Below are 17,329 nucleotides of genomic sequence, written 5' to 3'. Positions count from 1 at the left end.
GAATATACAAAACTGCGTTTAATAAATCTACCTTGATTATATGGGCTACTTTGCTTGATGTAAATCAATAATCACATATTTTTTCTGTGGGTTAATTGATTATTTGTTGCGCTATGTCAGTGCTTTTTCTGTAACGCCGTTATGTTGCTTGTAAGACTTTGTTTTAGGTCAATTTTCGAGGGTGTAATAATACATCATAGTGGGTGGTTAATGAAATGTTAAAATAAAGTTAATATTTAACAATTGCTTATGTGTTATATTTGTGAAAAGTAAAAACGGTCGAGGAACAAAGATGAGTTGGAATGAATTCCTAAAAGTAGAACAAAAAAAAGCGTATTATCAAACGCTTTCAACTTTTTTAGAAAATGAGGAAAAGCAGGGTAAAGCGATCTACCCAGCAGATCATTTACGCTTTAATGCATTGCAGTTAACACCGTTAGAAAGTGTCAAAGTGGTTATTTTAGGACAGGATCCTTATCATGGTGAAGGGCAGGCACACGGATTAAGTTTTTCGGTTCCTGATGGTGTCAAAGTGCCGCCTTCATTACGTAATATTTATAAAGAGTTAGCGGCGAGTATTGATGGCTTTGAAGCACCTGAGTCGGGTAATTTAACGCATTGGGCTGAGCAGGGGGTTTTGTTATTAAATGCCGTATTAACGGTAGAAAAAAGTAATGCAGGAAGCCACGCTAAACAAGGTTGGGAAACCTTTACTGATAATGTGATTAAACACTTAAACGAAACACAGTCTGATATTATCTTTCTTCTCTGGGGCAGCTATGCACATAAAAAAGGCCACTTCATTGATAGCAATAAACATCGTGTTTTAAAGTCAACTCACCCATCACCTTTGTCGGCATATCGTGGATTTCTAGGTTGCGGGCATTTTAGCGAAGTTAATGAAATATTAACCTCTTTTAGTAAAAGTAAAATCAACTGGTAGTTTGACTTAAGCCAGAGATTTTATCTTTTTCAGTGATTATACTAAGCACTGAATTCAAAAATGGATACCTACTATGCTAGAAATTATTCACAATGATCACCGTAATATTAATCAGTTGCTCAGAATATTACGTAAAAAAATTAATTTATTAGAGAATGATGAAGAGATTGATTATCGTTTAATTAAGGTCATTATTAGCTATTTAAGAAACTATTCTGATAAGTATCACCATCCGATGGAAGATCTTATTTATGCTCATTATCTAAAGTATAGGGTGGTACCTGATGAAGTTGCTAATCGTTTATCACGAGAACATAAACTGATTAAGGGAGCGACGGTTGAACTTGATGAGCTAGTTGAGATGGTATTGTTAGATGCAATTGTGCCAAAGGAGTTATGCATTGAGAAGTTGACTAACTTTGTTGAGATGCAAGCGGTGCACCTAATGTATGAAGAATCCCAAATTTTGCCAGCTATTCGTGCAAGTTTATCAGCCGATGATTGGGTTAACCTTCAACAACAGTGGCAACATAACCATTATGATGATCCACTGTTTGGCGATAATATTGGTGAAGAGTATAAAGCGCTTGCTGAGCGTATTAATCAAGGTTGATGATAATAATTTTCCATCCAACTCTCTAATATTAAGGCAGCGGAAACGCTGTCTATCTTGCCTTTATCTAACGCTTTAAATCCCCCGCGTTCAAAAATAAACTCTTTAGCACTGGCTGTAGTAAGGCGTTCATCTTGTAGGGCGGTTTTTACCCCAAAACGTCCATTAAGACGATTGGCAAACTTTTTAGCGCGTTGTGTAATGGCTTGCTCAGTGCCATCCATATTCAAGGGTAAGCCAACCACGACTAAATCTGGCTGCCACTCTTTAATTACTTTCTCCACCGTATCCCAGTTAGGAATACCATCGTTTGCTTTAATTGCGTCGATAGGTTGTGCGGTTGCGGTGATCATTTGCCCAGTAGCAACGCCAATACTCTTGGTGCCGAAATCAAAGCCGAGCAGTGTCTGTGGGGCTTTATCCGTGTTTGTACTTGTTGTCATATTGATTGTCATGCATGTCCGCTTGTGGTGGTTAATTGTTCTGGTGAAATACCTAAACGCTGTAATGATTCACTCCAACGTTTTTCAACGGGAGTATTAAAGATAATATCATTCTCACTTTCAATGGTTAGCCAATGGTTATCGATAACCTCTTGCTCTAGCTGTCCTGAACTCCAGCTTGCATAACCTAAAGTCACCATATATTTTTCAGGTTCATTGTCAGTCCCTAATGTTGATAATACGGCATTAGAGTTAGACAATAATAATTGTTCATTGAGCTCAGTACTTTGTGAGTTGTCGCTGAGCGGGCTATGTAATACAAAGCCGCGTTCAAGCTCAAGTGGCCCGCCTAAAAATACAGGATTCGTAAGTGGTGGATCTGGCTGGTGGCTAATTGTTTCTACATTGCTAAGTAGCTCTTGCACCGTCAGTTTAACTGGGAAATTAATGATAAACCCCATCGCACCACCTTCATCATGTTCACACAGGTAAACCACTGATTTTTTAAAGTAGGGATCAGTCAATACTGGCATTGCAATTAAGAAATGATTTTTAAGGGTATTGATTACTTCTGTATTCTCACCACTAACACAAATTTCATTGCCTTGGAGTTCAGGCTTACTGCTTTCAATGTTTTTATCTGTCATGTGAAGGTCCTTGCTGTTGCCATACTTCATCTATTTGGAGTATGGCAACGTATTGCAACTTATGGCAACTTATCGAATGCGTTTTTCGATAGCATCCATTAATTTACCCGCAATATTAGTACCATATGCATTATCTATTTCTTGAATGCAGGTTGGGCTAGTCACATTAATCTCAGTCACTTTGTCACCAATGACATCAAGCCCGACAAAAATAAGCCCTTTCTCTTTAAGGGTAGGACCGATGCTATTCGCAATGTGCCAATCAGACTCTGAAAGAGGTTGTGCAACACCACGACCGCCAGCGGCTAAGTTACCACGTGTTTCACCTTTCGCAGGAATACGAGCAAGTGAATAGGGCATTGGCTCGCCATCAACGATTAAGATACGTTTATCACCACTGGTAATGTCAGGGATAAACGCTTGTGCCATACAGTAACGGTTTTCATGCTCTGTAAGAGTTTCGATGATCACACCTAAGTTGGCATCTTTCTCTTTGATACGGAAAATTGATGCGCCACCCATGCCATCAAGTGGTTTTAAGATGACGTCTTTATGTTTATTGTGGAAGGCGCGGATTCTGTCGCTGCTGCGCGTTACTAATGTTGTTGCGGTAAATTCACTAAACCAAGCGGTAAACAACTTCTCGTTTGCATCACGTAGGCTTTGAGGTTTATTAACGATTAAACAACCTTCCTCTTCAGCGCGTTCAAGCATATAAGTCGCATAGATAAACTCGGTATCAAAAGGAGGATCTTTACGCATTAATACGGCATCTAGCTCTGCAAGGGGATGCTCAACGGCTTCTTCAAGTTGGTAAAAGTTCCCCACTTCACGTTGTACCGTCAGCTTTTGAGAGCTTGCAAAACAGCGTCCGTCATCTAAATAAAGATCTTTCATCTCCATGTAGTAGAGTTCCCAACCACGTGACTGCGCTTCTAACAACATCGCAAAGCTTGAGTCTTTATGAATTTTTACGTCTTTAATTGGATCCATTACGATCCCGATTTTAATAGTCATTATTTTATCCTAAGCTAGATCGCCAAAGCGACATTGTAGTGCAGTAATTGCGGTTAATGCTGCTGTTTCCGTGCGTAAAACACGCGGGCCAAGAAGCGTTTCAGTAAAGTTAAGTGTTTCTGTTAACTCAATCTCTTGGTCACTAAGGCCACCCTCAGGACCAATTAGCAATGCAATATTATTGAGTTGCTCTGGCAAAGTATTAATCGAGTATTTAGCACGCGGATGCAGAGTGAGTTTCACTGCATCGCTATTGGTTGCACACCACTCGTTCAGTTGCTTGGTGGAATGGATAACAGGCACAATATTGCGACCTGATTGTTCACAGGCAGCAATCGCTATCTTTTGCCATTGTTGTTGTTTTTTTGCCATACGTTCAACATTAATTTTGACGCCACAGCGTTCACTAATCAGTGGGGTTATCTCATTTACGCCTAATTCAACCGCTTTTTGAATAACAAACTCCATGCGATCACCACGTGATATAACCTGTCCTAAATGCAAGTGGAGTGGGCTTTCATTCGTTGTTTCATGAAAGCTATCAATGTGTACGCTACAGCTGCGTTTTTGCACATCGCTTAGGGTTGCATGAAACTCACCACCTTCACCATTAAATAGCGTAATAGTCACGCCAACTTTAAGGCGTAATACACGGATATGTTGAGTTGCGTCATCACCAAGCGTATAAGTTGTATCGATACTGAATGGCTGTGAGTCATAAAATCTAGGTTGTCGCATAATGTTTAGCACTGTTAACTAATAATGGCTTAAGTATAACGCGAAAAGTTTGTTGAAAACTAACGCTTATTGTTATTAATTAATTACTAACTATGCGACAATTTGCGCTCAATTATTTCAAGGAAGTATGCATGGCTGACTCTATTTTAAAAAGTAAATCTAGTGATCCTAAACAGGGCGTTTATTTTATTGGCACAACACCACCAAAACAGGATACAGACATTGAATTAGTGTCTGGTATTGCGGATAAGCTTTTGAATCGATTAGATGAGATAGATTATGACGGTTTAATTGTTTACGATATTCAAGATGAAACTTCACGTATCGATAAACCTCGTCCTTTCCCTTTTAAATATACCCATGATTCTCGTCTTTACTCCAAACTGCTTCATGATAAATGCAATAAACCGGTGATCACTTATAAAAGTGTTTCACAACGTGACGGTAATGACTTCTCTGCTTGGTTAAATGATGCATGGCACCAATTCTCGGTACGCGATATTGTGCTGGTGGGTAGTCCGTCGGCTGAAGGTGAGATTAAACTGTCATTAAACGATGCTTACAGTGTATTAGAAAAGCATAATTTAGACTTTCATTTAGGTGGAGTTACCATTGCAGAACGCCATATCAGCAAAGGTGATGAGCATTTGCGTCTTGGTAATAAAGTACAGCAGGGATGTGATTTTTTTATCTCTCAAGCGGTTTATAATGCACAAGCGACGATTGACCTATTAACGCGTTATGCTTCTCAATGTAAAGCTGATGGGGTTAAGCCTAAACGCATCGTATTAACATTCTCTCCTTGTGGTAGTGCTAAAACATTAGAGTTTATTGAATGGTTAGGTATCTCGGTGCCAGAAGCAACCAAGTTACGTATTTTAGAGTCTGAAAATCCACTTAAAGAATCGTTGTTAATTAACCGTAACAATTTTGAACAAATTCTGCAGGCTTGTTTACCGTTAAATATTCCATTCGGTCTGAATATTGAAAGCTTAACAAACCGTAAAGAAGAGATTGATGCGGCTATTTTGTTATTTAAGCTACTTAAAGCGACCTTAGATTTGAAATTAGCAGAATCGCAGATATAAAATATTGGTTGCATAACGGCAGTGCATATTAGTTCAGGTATTCCTTAAATCATCTATTTTGTATGATAAAAAACAAAGAAATATCTTTCAGTTTAGTTATCATTTTATTTTTACCATCAGGATAAAGCTTCCATGAGTTTAAGTCATGAGCAACAAACGGAATTGACCCGCATTGCAGTTACAGCGGGGCAAATACTACATCAGCATGGTGCAGAGAGTCGCCTTGTTGAGCAAACAACGCAGCGTATTGGTGTGGCGCTTGGTGCACAAAGTATCGAGCTGTCAGTCAGTTCTGATGCAATAGTGATCACTAGCTTATTTAAAGGCAATTGTGTAACCACCACTAGGCGTTGCTATGATCGTGGCATTAATATGCAAATGGTCTGTGATGTCTTACGTATCTGTATCATGCTTGAAAAAAGTTTGTTAGAAGCTGATCAAGTGAAAGAGCGCTTAACACGTCTCAAGCCCTACAAATATAACCGCTGGTTAGTGGTATTTATGATCGGGCTGTCTTGTTCGAGTTTTAGCCATTTTTTTGGCGGTGACTTAGCGGTTTATATTACTACGTTTTTTGCATCCTCTGGCGCGATGATCCTGCGTCAAGAATTAGCCCATCGCCACCATAACCCCTTTGTTAACTTTGCTTTAGCGGCTTTTGTGGCGACTACAATTGCGAGTATTGGGGTTATTTATGAGTTTGGTGAAAACCCGCAAATTGCGATGGCGGCTTCGGTATTGTTATTAGTACCAGGTTTTCCATTGATTAATGCTGTATCTGACATGCTGAAAGGACATATCAGTACCGGTATTGCACGCTGGGTATTTGCTACCTTGCTAAGTATTAGTGTGGCTATCGGGATTGTTGCATCTATGAGTTTAACTAACGTATCTGGGTGGTTATAACATGGAGTTGATAGCGTTAATCATCATCGATGCCATGTTCGCTGCTGTGCCGGCGGTAGGTTTTGCTATGGTATTTAATGTCCCTAAAAAAATGTTGATCTATTGTGCTGTGGGCGGCGCATTTGCACACTCGTTACGCTTTTTGTTGATGGATTTTGGCTTGCATATTGAGTGGGCAACTTTAATCGCCTCCAGTTCAATGGGATTTTTAGGCCTGTATTGGTCGCGTAAGCGTTTAATTCCAAGGCCCGTTTTCACGGTAGCATCGGTTATCCCGATGATCCCTGGCAGTTTCGCATTTACCACTATGATTGGTTTGGTTGAGCTTAATACCGCCGGTTATAGTGTAGAGTTAATGCAAATTATTACAGAAAATGGTTTGAAAACACTGTTTATATTAGGCGCATTAAGTTTTGGCTTAGCACTACCTTCAATATTAATTTATCGCGGTAGACCTATCGTATAACTGCTTTTAGCCTCTTATCTCACTGAAATTTTTGAGACTGCTCTATTTTGTTCGAGCAGTCTTAATACCTCTCTAGCTGCAATTGCTATTAATAGCTTTAATACATTTTTGGAATCGTATAAACTGCGCTCAATTAATATTGAGGAACAAACCATGTCAGATAAATTTTTCTTTAAAGGGAAAAAAGAGAAGAAACCAAAACATTCAAGTTACGGTTTTAATACTAAACGTACTGCAAAATCAGGTACAGAAGATTTCCCATTTGCTTTATTAGTGCAAACAGAAGCAAGAAAAGTAGAAGTTGAAGCACTCTTAACAGAGCATGGATTATTTGCTGATATTGAAGTAAATGAAAGCAAAGCAGAAAATATTGTAGAGCTTGAAGGTTTTCTAAATAAACCTAAAACAACGACTTTTGAGAAAACACCAAAGCGTAATGACCCTTGCTCATGTGGCAGCGGTAAAAAATACAAAAAGTGCTGCGGTTAATCGTTCATAAAGCCCAGACATAAAAAAACCGCTTAACTCCTTAAGCGGTTTTTTTATGTCTGTAAATGACTCGTTTATTTTATGGCATGCTTTTTAAGGATTTAAAAAACAGCCCTAAGCCACCTATAGCAAGCACTAAGATGACGATCAAATCAAAAGCCGTCATACTTTTAAAACTAAACTGGATCGATGCAATAACGCCAAAGATAAGTGCTGTAATCGATCCTATTGCTAATACCCAGCCAATAATATTTTTACTGTTGTAGAAAATAAGGCCGATACCAAACATAAAAGGAATCATTACCATACCGCTGGTAATCGAATAGTTTCCTCCCATTCCTGAAAACCGATATAAGTTGCGACCTAGTGAAAAATTAGAGGTAACAGATATGGCATTAAGCAATAAATAGAATCCTCCGATCATCATTATTAAACCGATAAAGAATGTTCCAATTCCACCCGATGTACCGCCTGCTCCTTTCATCTTATTAACCTTGCTCTAATAATATACGCAGATCGATTAACGCTGCATTCGCACGCGAAACGTAATTTGCCATGACTAATGAATGGTTGGCTAATAATCCAAAGCCGTTACCATTTAGGACCATCGGCGACCAGACAGTATCTTGTGTTGACTCTAAGTCACGAATGATCTGTTTTAAACTCGCCTGCGCATTTTTCTTCTCAAGTACGTCGGCAAAATCAATCTCAACGGCTTTTAAGAAATGCAAAATAGCCCAAGTTGAACCACGGCTTTCATAAAATACATCATCAATTTTCCACCATGAGGTTTTTACTTCTAACTCTGCTGCACTTGCGGTTGATTGTTTTGCTGTTGGGTCGCCAGATAGTGCTGTATCAAATCTATCGTATCCGACACTTGCGCTTAGCTCTTGTGAGATTGAGCCTAAACGTTTTTCAACATCACGTAACCATGCACCTAAATTATCTGCGCGAGTATAGAATTGTGCATCGCTATTTTCTGTTGATATTAATCGTGTACGGTAACGCTTTAATGCTTTAATTGCATCGCTATATTCATTTTCAGCACTGGGTAATTGCCAGCTTTTGTGGGAAATATTAAGTTTGCTTTGTGCCGTTTCTAAATCTTTGTCACCTGTTGATTGTGATTGTGAACGACTGAAATTTAAACGCATTGCGAGGGCTAAATCACGTGATTGCTCTAATACACCAAATTCAAATGCGGGCATATTATCCATAAATATTCCTGGAGGGGTCATATCATTGGCAATGAATCCACCTGGCTTGTTGATGAGCCACTCTGTAACATCAATCAATGTTGATACAGTGGTATAACCTGATACTGCTTGATGGTTATTAATTTGTGCGGTTTCAGTCGTTTTTATTTTTACGTCATAAGCGCTTGGCATCCATCCCCACCAGATAGAAACAAGCCAAAGAATTAAGGTAATAATAGACACGCCACTAATAATTGATTTTTTTCCTAACATCATACTTTCCATTTTTAAGAGAGGTCATCTATTAATCATAACAATGCTCAAAATTTTATGCATCATTTAAACTATTTATTTGATAATCTTGCAGAAAATCACGTTTACATAGTTCGAGGAATAATATGAAAGTTTCAATGATTGCTGCAATGGCTAACAACCGCGTTATCGGGTTAGATAACAAAATGCCTTGGCATCTACCTGCTGACCTGCAGTTTTTCAAACGTGTCACGCTGGGTAAGCCGGTGATCATGGGACGTAAAACCTATCAGTCAATTGGGCGCCCATTACCAGGCCGTCAGAATATTGTATTAAGTCGTGATGCTAATCTAAGTATTGATGGTGTTGAGTGCGTACAAACACTTGAGCAGGCACAGAAATTAGTCGGTGATGTTGATGAGGTGATGATTATTGGTGGTGCGACGATTTATGAACAGTTTTTAGCGCAAGCCGATCGCTTATACCTAACGTTTATTGATCTTGAAACTAAAGGTGATACACAATTCCCTGACTATCTACAGAGCGCACAATGGCAAGAAGTTGAGCGGGAGAAGCACCTAAAGGATGAAAAAAACGGTTATAACTATCAATTTGTTACATTAGATAAAGTGTAAATATAGACGTTAAATAGTTAATTTTAGTCAAATGGATTTTGGAAGTGTCATGTACAGTAAGTCATCAAAACAAATTTTAGTGGTAGAAGACAGTGTTATGTTTTCTCGCATTCTGAAGCGCAGTATTGAATCCACGGGGGATTTTACTGTGGTTGCAGTGGAAAACTTCGCAGATTTAAAAGTGTTATTAGCGGAGAAAAAACAGCAGTTTTTTGCCGGTTTATTAGATGTTAATTTACCCGATGCACCTAACGGCGAAGTGATTGATTTTGTTTTAGCACATAATATACCGTCAGTCATTTTTACCAGTAAACTTGATGATAGTTTTCGAAAAAAAATCTATACCAAAGGTTTGGTTGATTATGTTTTAAAAGAGGGACCCGCTAACGTTGAATATGTTGTCTCTTTATTAAGCCAATTAAAGCGCAACAGCGACATTGATGTGTTAGTGGTAGATGACTCTGCAAGTATTCGCTCTTACATTAAACACCTTCTGGTTATCTATCAGTTTAATGTATTGGAAGCGGTTGATGGTATTGATGCATTGCGAATGGTAAAAGAAAATCCATCTATCAGCCTAGTATTAACAGATTTTAACATGCCAAATATGGATGGCTTAGCGCTAACCAAAGCACTACGTCGTGAACATAGCAGTCAGCAGATGGCAATTATTGGGATGTCAGCTTTTGGTAATAATCAGTTGTCAGCACATTTTTTAAAATTAGGCGGTAGTGATTTTATTAATAAACCTTTCCTTGAAGAAGAGTTTTTCTGTCGTATTAATCAGAATATGGATCTACTTGAGCACATCAATAAATTAAAATTCTTAGCGACAAGGGACTTTCTAACCGGGTTGTTTAACCGTCGTCATTTCTTTGAAGTGGGCAATAAAGTATTAACGCGTTATGAAAAGAAAGGCTTACAAATTGGCATTGCATTATTAGATATCGATCACTTCAAAAAAGTAAATGATAATTATGGGCATGATGCAGGCGATATTGTGTTACGTCAGTTAGGGGCATTATTGATAGAAAATTTTGAAGCTGATAATGCAAACCATGATGTTGTTGCGCGTTTTGGTGGAGAAGAGTTTTGTTTTTTATTAGTTGCTGAAAATACTGAACAGATGCAACAAAAGCTATCAACCTTACGTGCTCACATTGAAAAGGAGCGTTTTGTCTTAAATGATGGGTTTAATTTACAAGTAACCGCAAGTATTGGTTTATTTACCGATCCGTCTCTGGATATTGAATCGGCAATAACAATGGCGGATAAAGCGCTATATCAAGCAAAAGAAAATGGTCGCAACCAACTCGTTTTACTTGATAGTTAATATAAGATGAATGATCACATAGCAGGGGGTTACTTGCTATGTATCGCGCAGTTTAGCGAGAATGTTTTTTTATCTTGCCAACGTAACATAGTCAAACTATTTCCCCACACACAGCCTGTATCAAGTGCGTATAGTCCTTCCTCGTCAACTTGTCCAAGCAACGCTGCCCAATGTCCAAATAAGATGGCACTGCTCTTATCTAAGGTTTCAATTTCAAACCAAGGCTTCATTACACTGTTGTCAGTCTGTTCAGGGCCAAGTTTATTTTTAAACTCTAAGCTGCCATCTAAAAAACAGTAACGCATTCGCGTAAATGCATTGATGATAAAGCGTAAACGTTCATCACCCGCTAAGTTGTCAGACCAGCTATTAGGATGATTGCCATACATGTTCTGTAATAGTGTTGTGAACTGATCTGAGTGCAATCGCTGTTCTACTTCATTGGCTAATTGTTCGGCTTGGTGAATACTCCACTGTGGTGAAATACCCGCATGGACCATCACAAAATTAAACTCAGGGTGACGTAATAAAAGCGGTTGTAAGCGTAACCAGTGTAATAGTTGATCGCAATCCGGGGCCGCTAATAATGGGGTTAATTTATCGTTATCTTTCGCTTGGTGAATACCTTGCCAAATAGCGAGCAGGTGCAGGTCGTGATTGCCAAGAATCACCTTCGCGCTTGCACCTAACCCTTTTACAAAGCGCAAAGTTTCAAGCGACTTTGGACCACGTGCGACTAAGTCACCGGTTATCCAAAGCTCATCACAATGTGCATCAAAGTTGGCTAAAGCCAGTAACTGCTGAAGTTCATCGCAACAGCCCTGTATATCACCAACAATATAGGTTGCCATTAATCTTGTTGTGCCTGTTTTTCTTTTCTGTCAAACACGTAGTTTGCTAAACGTACATACTCTTCAACACTAATATTTTCAGCGCGTTTAGTATGGTCTACATTGAGTGCTTGTAACTCTTCGACATCTAGAATTTCACGTAAGCCATTACGGATTGTTTTGCGACGTTGGTTAAACGCCATTGAACATACTTGGTTTAACGATTTCATGCTTTTAGCGATAAATGGTGGCACATCATAAGGTTCTAGACGTACAACGGCAGAATCAACTTTAGGTGCTGGAATAAACGCCGTTGGTGGTACTTCTAACACGGGGATAACTTTACAGTAGTATTGTGCCATTACTGTTAAGCGGCCGTAAGCTTTACAGTTTGGACCAGCACAAAGACGGTTTACCACTTCTTTTTGTAGCATAAAGTGCATATCTTTAATTTTGGTCGCAAACTCAAAAAGATGGAACATTAACGGTGTTGATATGTTGTAAGGTAAATTACCAAATACACGTAGTTGTCTCTCTTCACTTGCTAATTGTCCAAAATCAAACTGCATCGCATCCGCTTGAGTGATATTTAGTTTTTCGCTTAATGTTGGGTGCTTAGCAAGACGCTCCGCAAGGTCTCTATCTAGCTCTACCACATTGAGCACTTTTACTTTGCTTGCAACTGGCTCTGTTAACGCCCCTAAACCAGGCCCAATCTCTACAATATTATCATCAGGTTGTGGAGCAATCGCTGCCACAATCGAATCGATGATGTAATCATCATGTAGAAAGTTTTGTCCAAAACGCTTACGTGCGGTGTGGCCTAAGTGTGTTTTATCATTCATAATTTTGCTCTATTTAATCTGCTTTGTTGGCTAGTTGCCATGGTAATTGCTTCATCTACTGCGCACAGTAAACTCCCCGTATCCGCTTTTCCTGTACCCGCTAAATCAAGGGCGGTGCCGTGATCAACTGAGGTGCGAATATAGGGAAGCCCTAAGGTAATATTGACCGCTTTACCAAAACCTTTGTATTTTAATACTGGTAGTCCTTGGTCATGATACATCGCTAGTACTGCGTCTGCATCTTCCAGATATTTCTCTTGAAAAAGGGTGTCGGCAGGTAATGGACCGATAAGGTCGATTCCCTGTAAGCGCAATTTTTCAAGTGTTGGTTCTATTGTTTCAATCTCTTCTGTGCCCATATGACCACCTTCACCCGCATGTGGATTTAATCCACACACATAGATTCGAGGTGTTTTTATGCCATATTTAAGCTGTAATTCTTTATTTAATATATTAATGATTGAAGTTAAGCGCGCCTCTGTGATTGCCTCTGAAATATCTTTAAGCGGCAAATGTGTTGTCACAAGAGCAACACGTAACCCGGTTGTTGCTAACATCATTACTACTAAATCGGTATTTGACTGTTCAGCAAAAAATTCCGTATGGCCGCTAAAGCTGATGCCCGCTTCATTAATGATGCCCTTATGGACAGGAGCGGTAACAACAGCAGAAAACTCGCCCGATAAACAGCCATCATTAGCAAAGCTTAACGTATCAAGCACGTATTGCGCATTGCTTTTATCAAGTTGCCCCGCTTCAGATGGACTATTTAATGGCTGATGCGCGACAATTAACTGACCTATGCCAACTGGGGTAATCATTTTTGTGCTGTCGTAATCAACTAATTCTACATTCAGGTCAAGTTGCTTGTTTCGCGCTGCTAAGAGTGACTTATCTGCACAAACGATAAGTGCGATAGGCCAAACTGTTTCAGCTAGCTTAAGAATAATATCAGCACCGATCCCACTAGGCTCACCTGCAGTAATAATAATCGGTTTAACACCTGCATATGTGTTATTTAGTGAACTCATGTTAATTTTCGTCCATTACATAATCAGGGTTGTTAATTTTAATATACGCTTCTTGACGAATTTCATTCATCCAAGCGTATAACTCAGCAGGAAAGCGCTGTTTAAATAAAATACCGTACGCTTTTTGTTTGGTAGCATCAGCGGTGGTATCCGATTCGCGCTTATCCATCACTTGTAAAATATGCCAACCGTGCATCGTACGGAAAGGTTTGCTGATTTCACCGACAGGCATTGAAAGCGATAGATCTCTAAACTCAGGCACGTACATGCTCGGGTCTGCCCAGCCTAGATCTCCGCCTTTAATTGCAGAACCAGGATCTTGAGAGTTTTGTTTCGCTAATTCTGCAAATGTTTTACTGCCATCTAAAATTTCTTGGCGGTATTTTTCAAGCAACTCTTCAGCTTTTTCATCACTTAATATAATGTTCGATTTTATTAAAATATGACGTGCATTGACCTCTGTCGTAATCACATTTTCAGTGCCTTTTTTGTCTAATACTTTAATTAAATGAAAACCCATACTGGTTTGAAATGGGCCAATCAAATCGCCTTTTTGGGTTTTTTGGTCATCAAATACATTCGCGAAAAGACTTGGTATCTCATCGATAGTACGCCAACCCCAGTCTCCGCCTTCAAGTGCTTTAGGTCCTTGAGAGTACTCAATCGCTAATGCTCTGACATCTTCACCTTGGTTGATCTGTTCAGCGAGTAGATCTGCTTGTTTATGTATTAATGACTGCTCTTTTTCAGATCCGTCCTGTGATACTTTAAGCATGATATGAGAAAAATTAAATTGAGTGGTTTTTTGTCCGTGTTCGTTAAGACGTTTTACCATCTGTTCAACTTCTTGCTCTGAGATATTAATGCGTCGACGAATTTGAATTTGACGAATCTCATTAATGGTCAGTTCATTTCGCACCATATCAACATAAGCGGTATAACTATCACCCTGCTGGGTTATTTTTTCTTTAAATTGATTAAGCGTTAAACCCTCATCTTTTGAAACTTGTTGTAGGGTTTGATCAAGCTGAGCATCATTGATACGTAAGCCAATACGATCTGCAATTTGTAGCTGTAATCGATCCGCGATTAATTTATCCAGAATTTGTTTCTGTAAATCTTCATCAGCGGGTAATGCTTGTCCACCTTTTTCATAACGAGAGATAATATCTTTACGCATGCGTGTAATGTCGCTGCTTAATATTACTTCTTGGTTAACAACAGCTTCTATTTTATCGAGCTGTTCATTTTGTGCTGAAACCATGCTAACTGGCGATAAAAGTGTTGCACAAATAAAAGGTAAAAAGACTCTTTTCAGTGATTTCATTTTTTGTCCGTTATTTTAAGTAGAAAGGGCGGCCATAATCAAAAAGACCTTGATCACCGGAACTAAATCCGACGCCACCAAGTCCCATTAGTTCAATGTTTAATTTAATACTTTGTTCTGTTTCACGCGTACTTGTAATATCTGATAGATCACCATAATAAGCGAGCATATGCTCATCAATAGTTAATCCCACTGCCCAACAACAAGATTGATACTGAACGCCAATAATGCTTTCAAAGGTTTGGTTGTACTCTAAATCATGATAGTAACTGGCAAATGCGGTCCATTGGCTATTAATAGACCAATTTGCTTTTGCGCCTAGTTGGTTTACCACTTCATCTTCATCAATTGCTAGTTCATTATCCTCTGAAAAACCGAGATAGCGATAGTTTACTTGTGCGAAGGTATTATACAACCAACGCTTCTCAAGGGTCGCATTAGCACGTTTAATCTGGTTGTTATCAGTATCCCATTCGATGCCAGCATGAACAAAATAGTTGTTTTTGAAATTCATATCAAACTCACCTACCAATGATGATCGACTCGTTTCCGAGATATTATCACTGTCAGGCAAATGTACTTTTGAGCTTTCTATATAATAGTTTTGACCAATTGCAAAGCGCATTTTTTCTTTGCCATTATTATCTAAGAAGCTGCTTGAAATACCCAAAGTTACTTGGTTGGCATCGGCAATACGGTCGTAACCTGAATAGCGGTTATCACGGAAAAGACCATAATAATCTTGTTGCAAGCTAGTGGTGTCGTAAGTACCTATTGCAGATTGGTTTTGGTAAGGTACGTACAAATATTGTACCTGCGGCACTAATGTTTGGCGGTAGTTACTTCCCATAAAAGAGAAATCACGTTCAAAATTCACGCCCGAGTTGATTTTAAATGAAGGTAGATTTCGTGTTACGGTGCGCTCTAGGTCGCTGTACCAGCTCTCTTTATTGCTATCAGGTAAATCCTGTTCATAAAAGCTAAGCATATACTTAAGCTCAGTATTGACGAACATAGAGTTATAATAAAGTGGTAAGGATAATTTTGGCTCAATATGAATACGTGTACCGGTATACACATCTTCATCATCATGCCCAAATTGGGTTATTTCCGAATACAGGTCTAGCTGTAAACTTTTCCAGTCGATTGGTCTATAGGCGCTAAAAGCAAGTTTTGGCATTACGCTATGAGGTGTATCACCTGAACCTAAAATTTGAAAGTCACGTACTTCAAGTTCACTGTTCCAACTCTCTTGGCGATAGCTTAATTTTGCCGTTTGTAACAGCTGATTATCACTACGGTCACCGTATTCAGTATCGAGGTCGGTGAAATAGTAATCATCACTTACCTTGTTGTATTTTGCGTTGAAATTCCAACCTTGGCCAAAGGATACATTATGATCCCAGTGGTAAAGGTAACGATCGTAGCCTCGAATTTTATCGTTACCGAGGTACTCACCCTGCAGGCTACCTTTACCCGAGTCAAACAGGTAACGATATTCTGCTGCCAATTTTGTTCCACGATTTTGCATATAGGTTGGAGTGATCGTTGCATCCATATTAGGGGCAATGTTGATATATAGGGGTTGCGTATAAGTAAAACCATTGGTGTTGGCGTATTCCACGCTTGGGAAAAGTAAGCCTGTTTTACGTTTATCTGTTAATGGATAACTAATATATGGGAAGTAAAATACCGGTACGTCTTTAACACGTAATACGGCGTTATAAGCACTGCCCATCTCTTCTGTATTATCGATATATAACGTGGTGGCATCAAGTCGCCAAGTGGTATCTTCAGGCGGACACGCGGTGTAACTTGACGCGTTTAACTCATAAAGGTCTAAACCGTTATCGTAGATGCGATCTGCTGTGCCACGGCCACCTTGACCATGAAATTGATAATCGGCTTGGTTTAACGTGGTTTGATCATTGTTAAGATTAGTTTCTAGATCATCAGAATAAAGCGTTAATTCACCATTTACGAAGTTCACATTTCCTTCTGCTGTTGCCCGCTCTTGATCAACAAAATAGGTCATTTTATCCGCAGAGAGATTTTTATCACCTTGTTTAAGGTATACATCATCTTGATAGATAAATTTCGCTTTTGAACCTGAAACAGACAATGCATCGATATTAACCGGAATTTGTTCATCGGGACGTGTTTCTGTTGAGGGTACTTGCGCAGGTACTCTAATATAACATTGACGCAGAAATTCATTGCGATTTCGTGGAGAGATAATTTGCTCTTCAGTGAGTAATTCACTATTTTCAATAGCACTCTCTGTTTCATTATCAGTTTGTTGAATTGTCTCCTGCTCAGCATAACTTTTCGTTAATGGCAGTAACAGTAATAACCATGGGATTGTTTTAAGCATTAACTACTCACAAAATAGCTTAGGAAATAAGAAGGCGCTAAGCACAAATAGCTAAGAATATCAGCAAACAAAGAAACGCTCCAATTTTTGGTCGCTATTTTTAGTTAAATTTTTCAATTTAAGTTAAAAAATTGGCAAATTAGGTGATAGTTG

At 39.0% G+C, this 17,329-nt stretch carries 19 protein-coding genes; 8 read left to right on the top strand and 11 right to left on the bottom strand.

Features of this window, described 5'->3' with window-relative positions:
* Positions 1–292 precede the first annotated feature (292 nt).
* Positions 293–943, top strand: coding sequence for a uracil-DNA glycosylase (gene ung, locus QQK09_RS01265; protein WP_284202291.1), 651 nt, complete (start codon positions 293–295; stop codon positions 941–943).
* 73 nt (positions 944–1,016) lie between these two features.
* The gene (locus tag QQK09_RS01260; RefSeq protein ID WP_284202290.1) at positions 1,017–1,556 is read left to right on the top strand and encodes a hemerythrin domain-containing protein; all 540 of its coding nucleotides are present in this window, start codon (positions 1,017–1,019) and stop codon (positions 1,554–1,556) included.
* Here the strand turns inward: QQK09_RS01260 and ruvX are convergent.
* The 4 genes from ruvX to rsmE form a co-directional block, all read right to left on the bottom strand.
* Positions 1,547–2,011 (bottom strand): Holliday junction resolvase RuvX, encoded by a 465-nt coding sequence (gene ruvX, locus QQK09_RS01255; protein WP_284202289.1) that lies wholly within the window; start codon positions 2,009–2,011, stop codon positions 1,547–1,549. The two genes, QQK09_RS01260 and ruvX, sit on opposite strands and share 10 nt — an antisense overlap.
* Positions 2,008–2,646 (bottom strand): YqgE/AlgH family protein, encoded by a 639-nt coding sequence (locus QQK09_RS01250; protein WP_284202288.1) that lies wholly within the window; start codon positions 2,644–2,646, stop codon positions 2,008–2,010. Before QQK09_RS01250 ends, ruvX begins: the two co-directional genes overlap by 4 nt.
* A 69-nt stretch (positions 2,647–2,715) precedes the next feature.
* A complete protein-coding gene (gene gshB / locus QQK09_RS01245; RefSeq protein WP_284202287.1) occupies positions 2,716–3,663 on the bottom strand; it encodes a glutathione synthase in 948 nt (315 codons plus the stop codon).
* 9 nt (positions 3,664–3,672) lie between these two features.
* Complete coding sequence (rsmE, locus tag QQK09_RS01240; RefSeq protein WP_284202286.1) at positions 3,673–4,401, bottom strand: 16S rRNA (uracil(1498)-N(3))-methyltransferase; 729 nt, start codon at positions 4,399–4,401, stop codon at positions 3,673–3,675.
* Positions 4,402–4,532: 131 nt separating this feature from the next.
* Between rsmE and QQK09_RS01235 the strand changes: the two genes are divergently transcribed.
* The 4 genes from QQK09_RS01235 to QQK09_RS01220 all read left to right on the top strand — a co-directional run bounded on the left by QQK09_RS01235 (position 4,533) and on the right by QQK09_RS01220 (position 7,350).
* On the top strand, positions 4,533–5,489 hold the full coding sequence (locus tag QQK09_RS01235; protein ID WP_284202285.1) for a methylenetetrahydrofolate reductase: 957 nt from the start codon (positions 4,533–4,535) through the stop codon (positions 5,487–5,489).
* A gap of 132 nt (positions 5,490–5,621) precedes the next feature.
* A complete protein-coding gene (locus QQK09_RS01230; protein WP_284202284.1) occupies positions 5,622–6,395 on the top strand; it encodes a threonine/serine exporter family protein in 774 nt (257 codons plus the stop codon).
* Between the two features lies 1 nt (position 6,396).
* Positions 6,397–6,861, top strand: coding sequence for a threonine/serine exporter family protein (locus QQK09_RS01225; protein ID WP_284202283.1), 465 nt, complete (start codon positions 6,397–6,399; stop codon positions 6,859–6,861).
* Between the two features lie 153 nt (positions 6,862–7,014).
* Positions 7,015–7,350, top strand: a complete 336-nt coding sequence (locus tag QQK09_RS01220) for a PBPRA1643 family SWIM/SEC-C metal-binding motif protein (RefSeq protein ID WP_284202282.1) — start codon at positions 7,015–7,017, stop codon at positions 7,348–7,350.
* A gap of 79 nt (positions 7,351–7,429) precedes the next feature.
* Here QQK09_RS01220 and QQK09_RS01215 read toward each other — a convergent pair whose 3' ends face one another.
* Entirely contained in the window at positions 7,430–7,834 is a 405-nt protein-coding gene (locus QQK09_RS01215; RefSeq protein ID WP_284202281.1) for a hypothetical protein, read from the bottom strand.
* A 4-nt stretch (positions 7,835–7,838) separates the two neighbouring features.
* Positions 7,839–8,825 carry a DUF2333 family protein gene (locus tag QQK09_RS01210; protein ID WP_284202280.1) on the bottom strand — a complete coding sequence of 329 codons (987 nt, stop codon included), beginning with the start codon at positions 8,823–8,825 and terminating at the stop codon, positions 7,839–7,841.
* A 122-nt stretch (positions 8,826–8,947) separates the two neighbouring features.
* Here QQK09_RS01210 and folA point away from each other — a divergent pair, with 122 nt between their 5' ends.
* Both folA and QQK09_RS01200 read left to right on the top strand, forming a co-directional pair.
* Complete coding sequence (gene folA / locus QQK09_RS01205; protein WP_284202279.1) at positions 8,948–9,436, top strand: type 3 dihydrofolate reductase; 489 nt, start codon at positions 8,948–8,950, stop codon at positions 9,434–9,436.
* 49 nt (positions 9,437–9,485) lie between these two features.
* Positions 9,486–10,769, top strand: coding sequence for a GGDEF domain-containing response regulator (locus tag QQK09_RS01200; protein ID WP_284202278.1), 1,284 nt, complete (start codon positions 9,486–9,488; stop codon positions 10,767–10,769).
* 29 nt (positions 10,770–10,798) lie between these two features.
* Here the strand turns inward: QQK09_RS01200 and QQK09_RS01195 are convergent, their stop codons facing one another.
* The 5 genes from QQK09_RS01195 to lptD are packed head-to-tail and all read right to left on the bottom strand — an operon-like array spanning position 10,799 to position 17,176.
* Complete coding sequence (locus QQK09_RS01195; protein ID WP_284202277.1) at positions 10,799–11,620, bottom strand: symmetrical bis(5'-nucleosyl)-tetraphosphatase; 822 nt, start codon at positions 11,618–11,620, stop codon at positions 10,799–10,801.
* Positions 11,620–12,444: a 16S rRNA (adenine(1518)-N(6)/adenine(1519)-N(6))-dimethyltransferase RsmA gene (gene rsmA / locus QQK09_RS01190; RefSeq protein ID WP_284202276.1), complete on the bottom strand. Its 825-nt coding sequence runs from the start codon at positions 12,442–12,444 to the stop codon at positions 11,620–11,622. Before rsmA ends, QQK09_RS01195 begins: the two co-directional genes overlap by 1 nt.
* Positions 12,441–13,475, bottom strand: a complete 1,035-nt coding sequence (gene pdxA / locus QQK09_RS01185; RefSeq protein WP_284202275.1) for a 4-hydroxythreonine-4-phosphate dehydrogenase PdxA — start codon at positions 13,473–13,475, stop codon at positions 12,441–12,443. The genes rsmA and pdxA overlap by 4 nt, the downstream gene beginning before the upstream one ends.
* A 1-nt stretch (position 13,476) precedes the next feature.
* Complete coding sequence (gene surA / locus QQK09_RS01180) at positions 13,477–14,802, bottom strand: peptidylprolyl isomerase SurA (RefSeq protein ID WP_284202274.1); 1,326 nt, start codon at positions 14,800–14,802, stop codon at positions 13,477–13,479.
* A gap of 10 nt (positions 14,803–14,812) precedes the next feature.
* Positions 14,813–17,176, bottom strand: coding sequence for an LPS assembly protein LptD (lptD, locus tag QQK09_RS01175; protein WP_284202273.1), 2,364 nt, complete (start codon positions 17,174–17,176; stop codon positions 14,813–14,815).
* Positions 17,177–17,329 lie beyond the last annotated feature (153 nt).

The sequence above is a fragment of the Psychromonas marina genome, from assembly GCF_030161115.1.
GTDB classification, from domain to species: domain Bacteria; phylum Pseudomonadota; class Gammaproteobacteria; order Enterobacterales; family Psychromonadaceae; genus Psychromonas; species Psychromonas marina.
The sequence above is the reverse complement of the archived record's forward strand: the minus strand, read 5'-3'. Positions and strand labels throughout refer to the sequence as shown.

Coding starts and splice junctions, on each gene's coding strand:
- ung (WP_284202291.1), top strand. CDS start 293: ATGAGTTGGAATGAATTCCTAAAAGTAGAACAAAAAAAAGCGTATTAT.
- QQK09_RS01260 (WP_284202290.1), top strand. CDS start 1,017: ATGCTAGAAATTATTCACAATGATCACCGTAATATTAATCAGTTGCTC.
- ruvX (WP_284202289.1), bottom strand. CDS start 2,011: ATGACAATCAATATGACAACAAGTACAAACACGGATAAAGCCCCACAG.
- QQK09_RS01250 (WP_284202288.1), bottom strand. CDS start 2,646: ATGACAGATAAAAACATTGAAAGCAGTAAGCCTGAACTCCAAGGCAAT.
- gshB (WP_284202287.1), bottom strand. CDS start 3,663: ATGACTATTAAAATCGGGATCGTAATGGATCCAATTAAAGACGTAAAA.
- rsmE (WP_284202286.1), bottom strand. CDS start 4,401: ATGCGACAACCTAGATTTTATGACTCACAGCCATTCAGTATCGATACA.
- QQK09_RS01235 (WP_284202285.1), top strand. CDS start 4,533: ATGGCTGACTCTATTTTAAAAAGTAAATCTAGTGATCCTAAACAGGGC.
- QQK09_RS01230 (WP_284202284.1), top strand. CDS start 5,622: ATGAGTTTAAGTCATGAGCAACAAACGGAATTGACCCGCATTGCAGTT.
- QQK09_RS01225 (WP_284202283.1), top strand. CDS start 6,397: ATGGAGTTGATAGCGTTAATCATCATCGATGCCATGTTCGCTGCTGTG.
- QQK09_RS01220 (WP_284202282.1), top strand. CDS start 7,015: ATGTCAGATAAATTTTTCTTTAAAGGGAAAAAAGAGAAGAAACCAAAA.
- QQK09_RS01215 (WP_284202281.1), bottom strand. CDS start 7,834: ATGAAAGGAGCAGGCGGTACATCGGGTGGAATTGGAACATTCTTTATC.
- QQK09_RS01210 (WP_284202280.1), bottom strand. CDS start 8,825: ATGATGTTAGGAAAAAAATCAATTATTAGTGGCGTGTCTATTATTACC.
- folA (WP_284202279.1), top strand. CDS start 8,948: ATGAAAGTTTCAATGATTGCTGCAATGGCTAACAACCGCGTTATCGGG.
- QQK09_RS01200 (WP_284202278.1), top strand. CDS start 9,486: ATGTACAGTAAGTCATCAAAACAAATTTTAGTGGTAGAAGACAGTGTT.
- QQK09_RS01195 (WP_284202277.1), bottom strand. CDS start 11,620: ATGGCAACCTATATTGTTGGTGATATACAGGGCTGTTGCGATGAACTT.
- rsmA (WP_284202276.1), bottom strand. CDS start 12,444: ATGAATGATAAAACACACTTAGGCCACACCGCACGTAAGCGTTTTGGA.
- pdxA (WP_284202275.1), bottom strand. CDS start 13,475: ATGAGTTCACTAAATAACACATATGCAGGTGTTAAACCGATTATTATT.
- surA (WP_284202274.1), bottom strand. CDS start 14,802: ATGAAATCACTGAAAAGAGTCTTTTTACCTTTTATTTGTGCAACACTT.
- lptD (WP_284202273.1), bottom strand. CDS start 17,176: ATGCTTAAAACAATCCCATGGTTATTACTGTTACTGCCATTAACGAAA.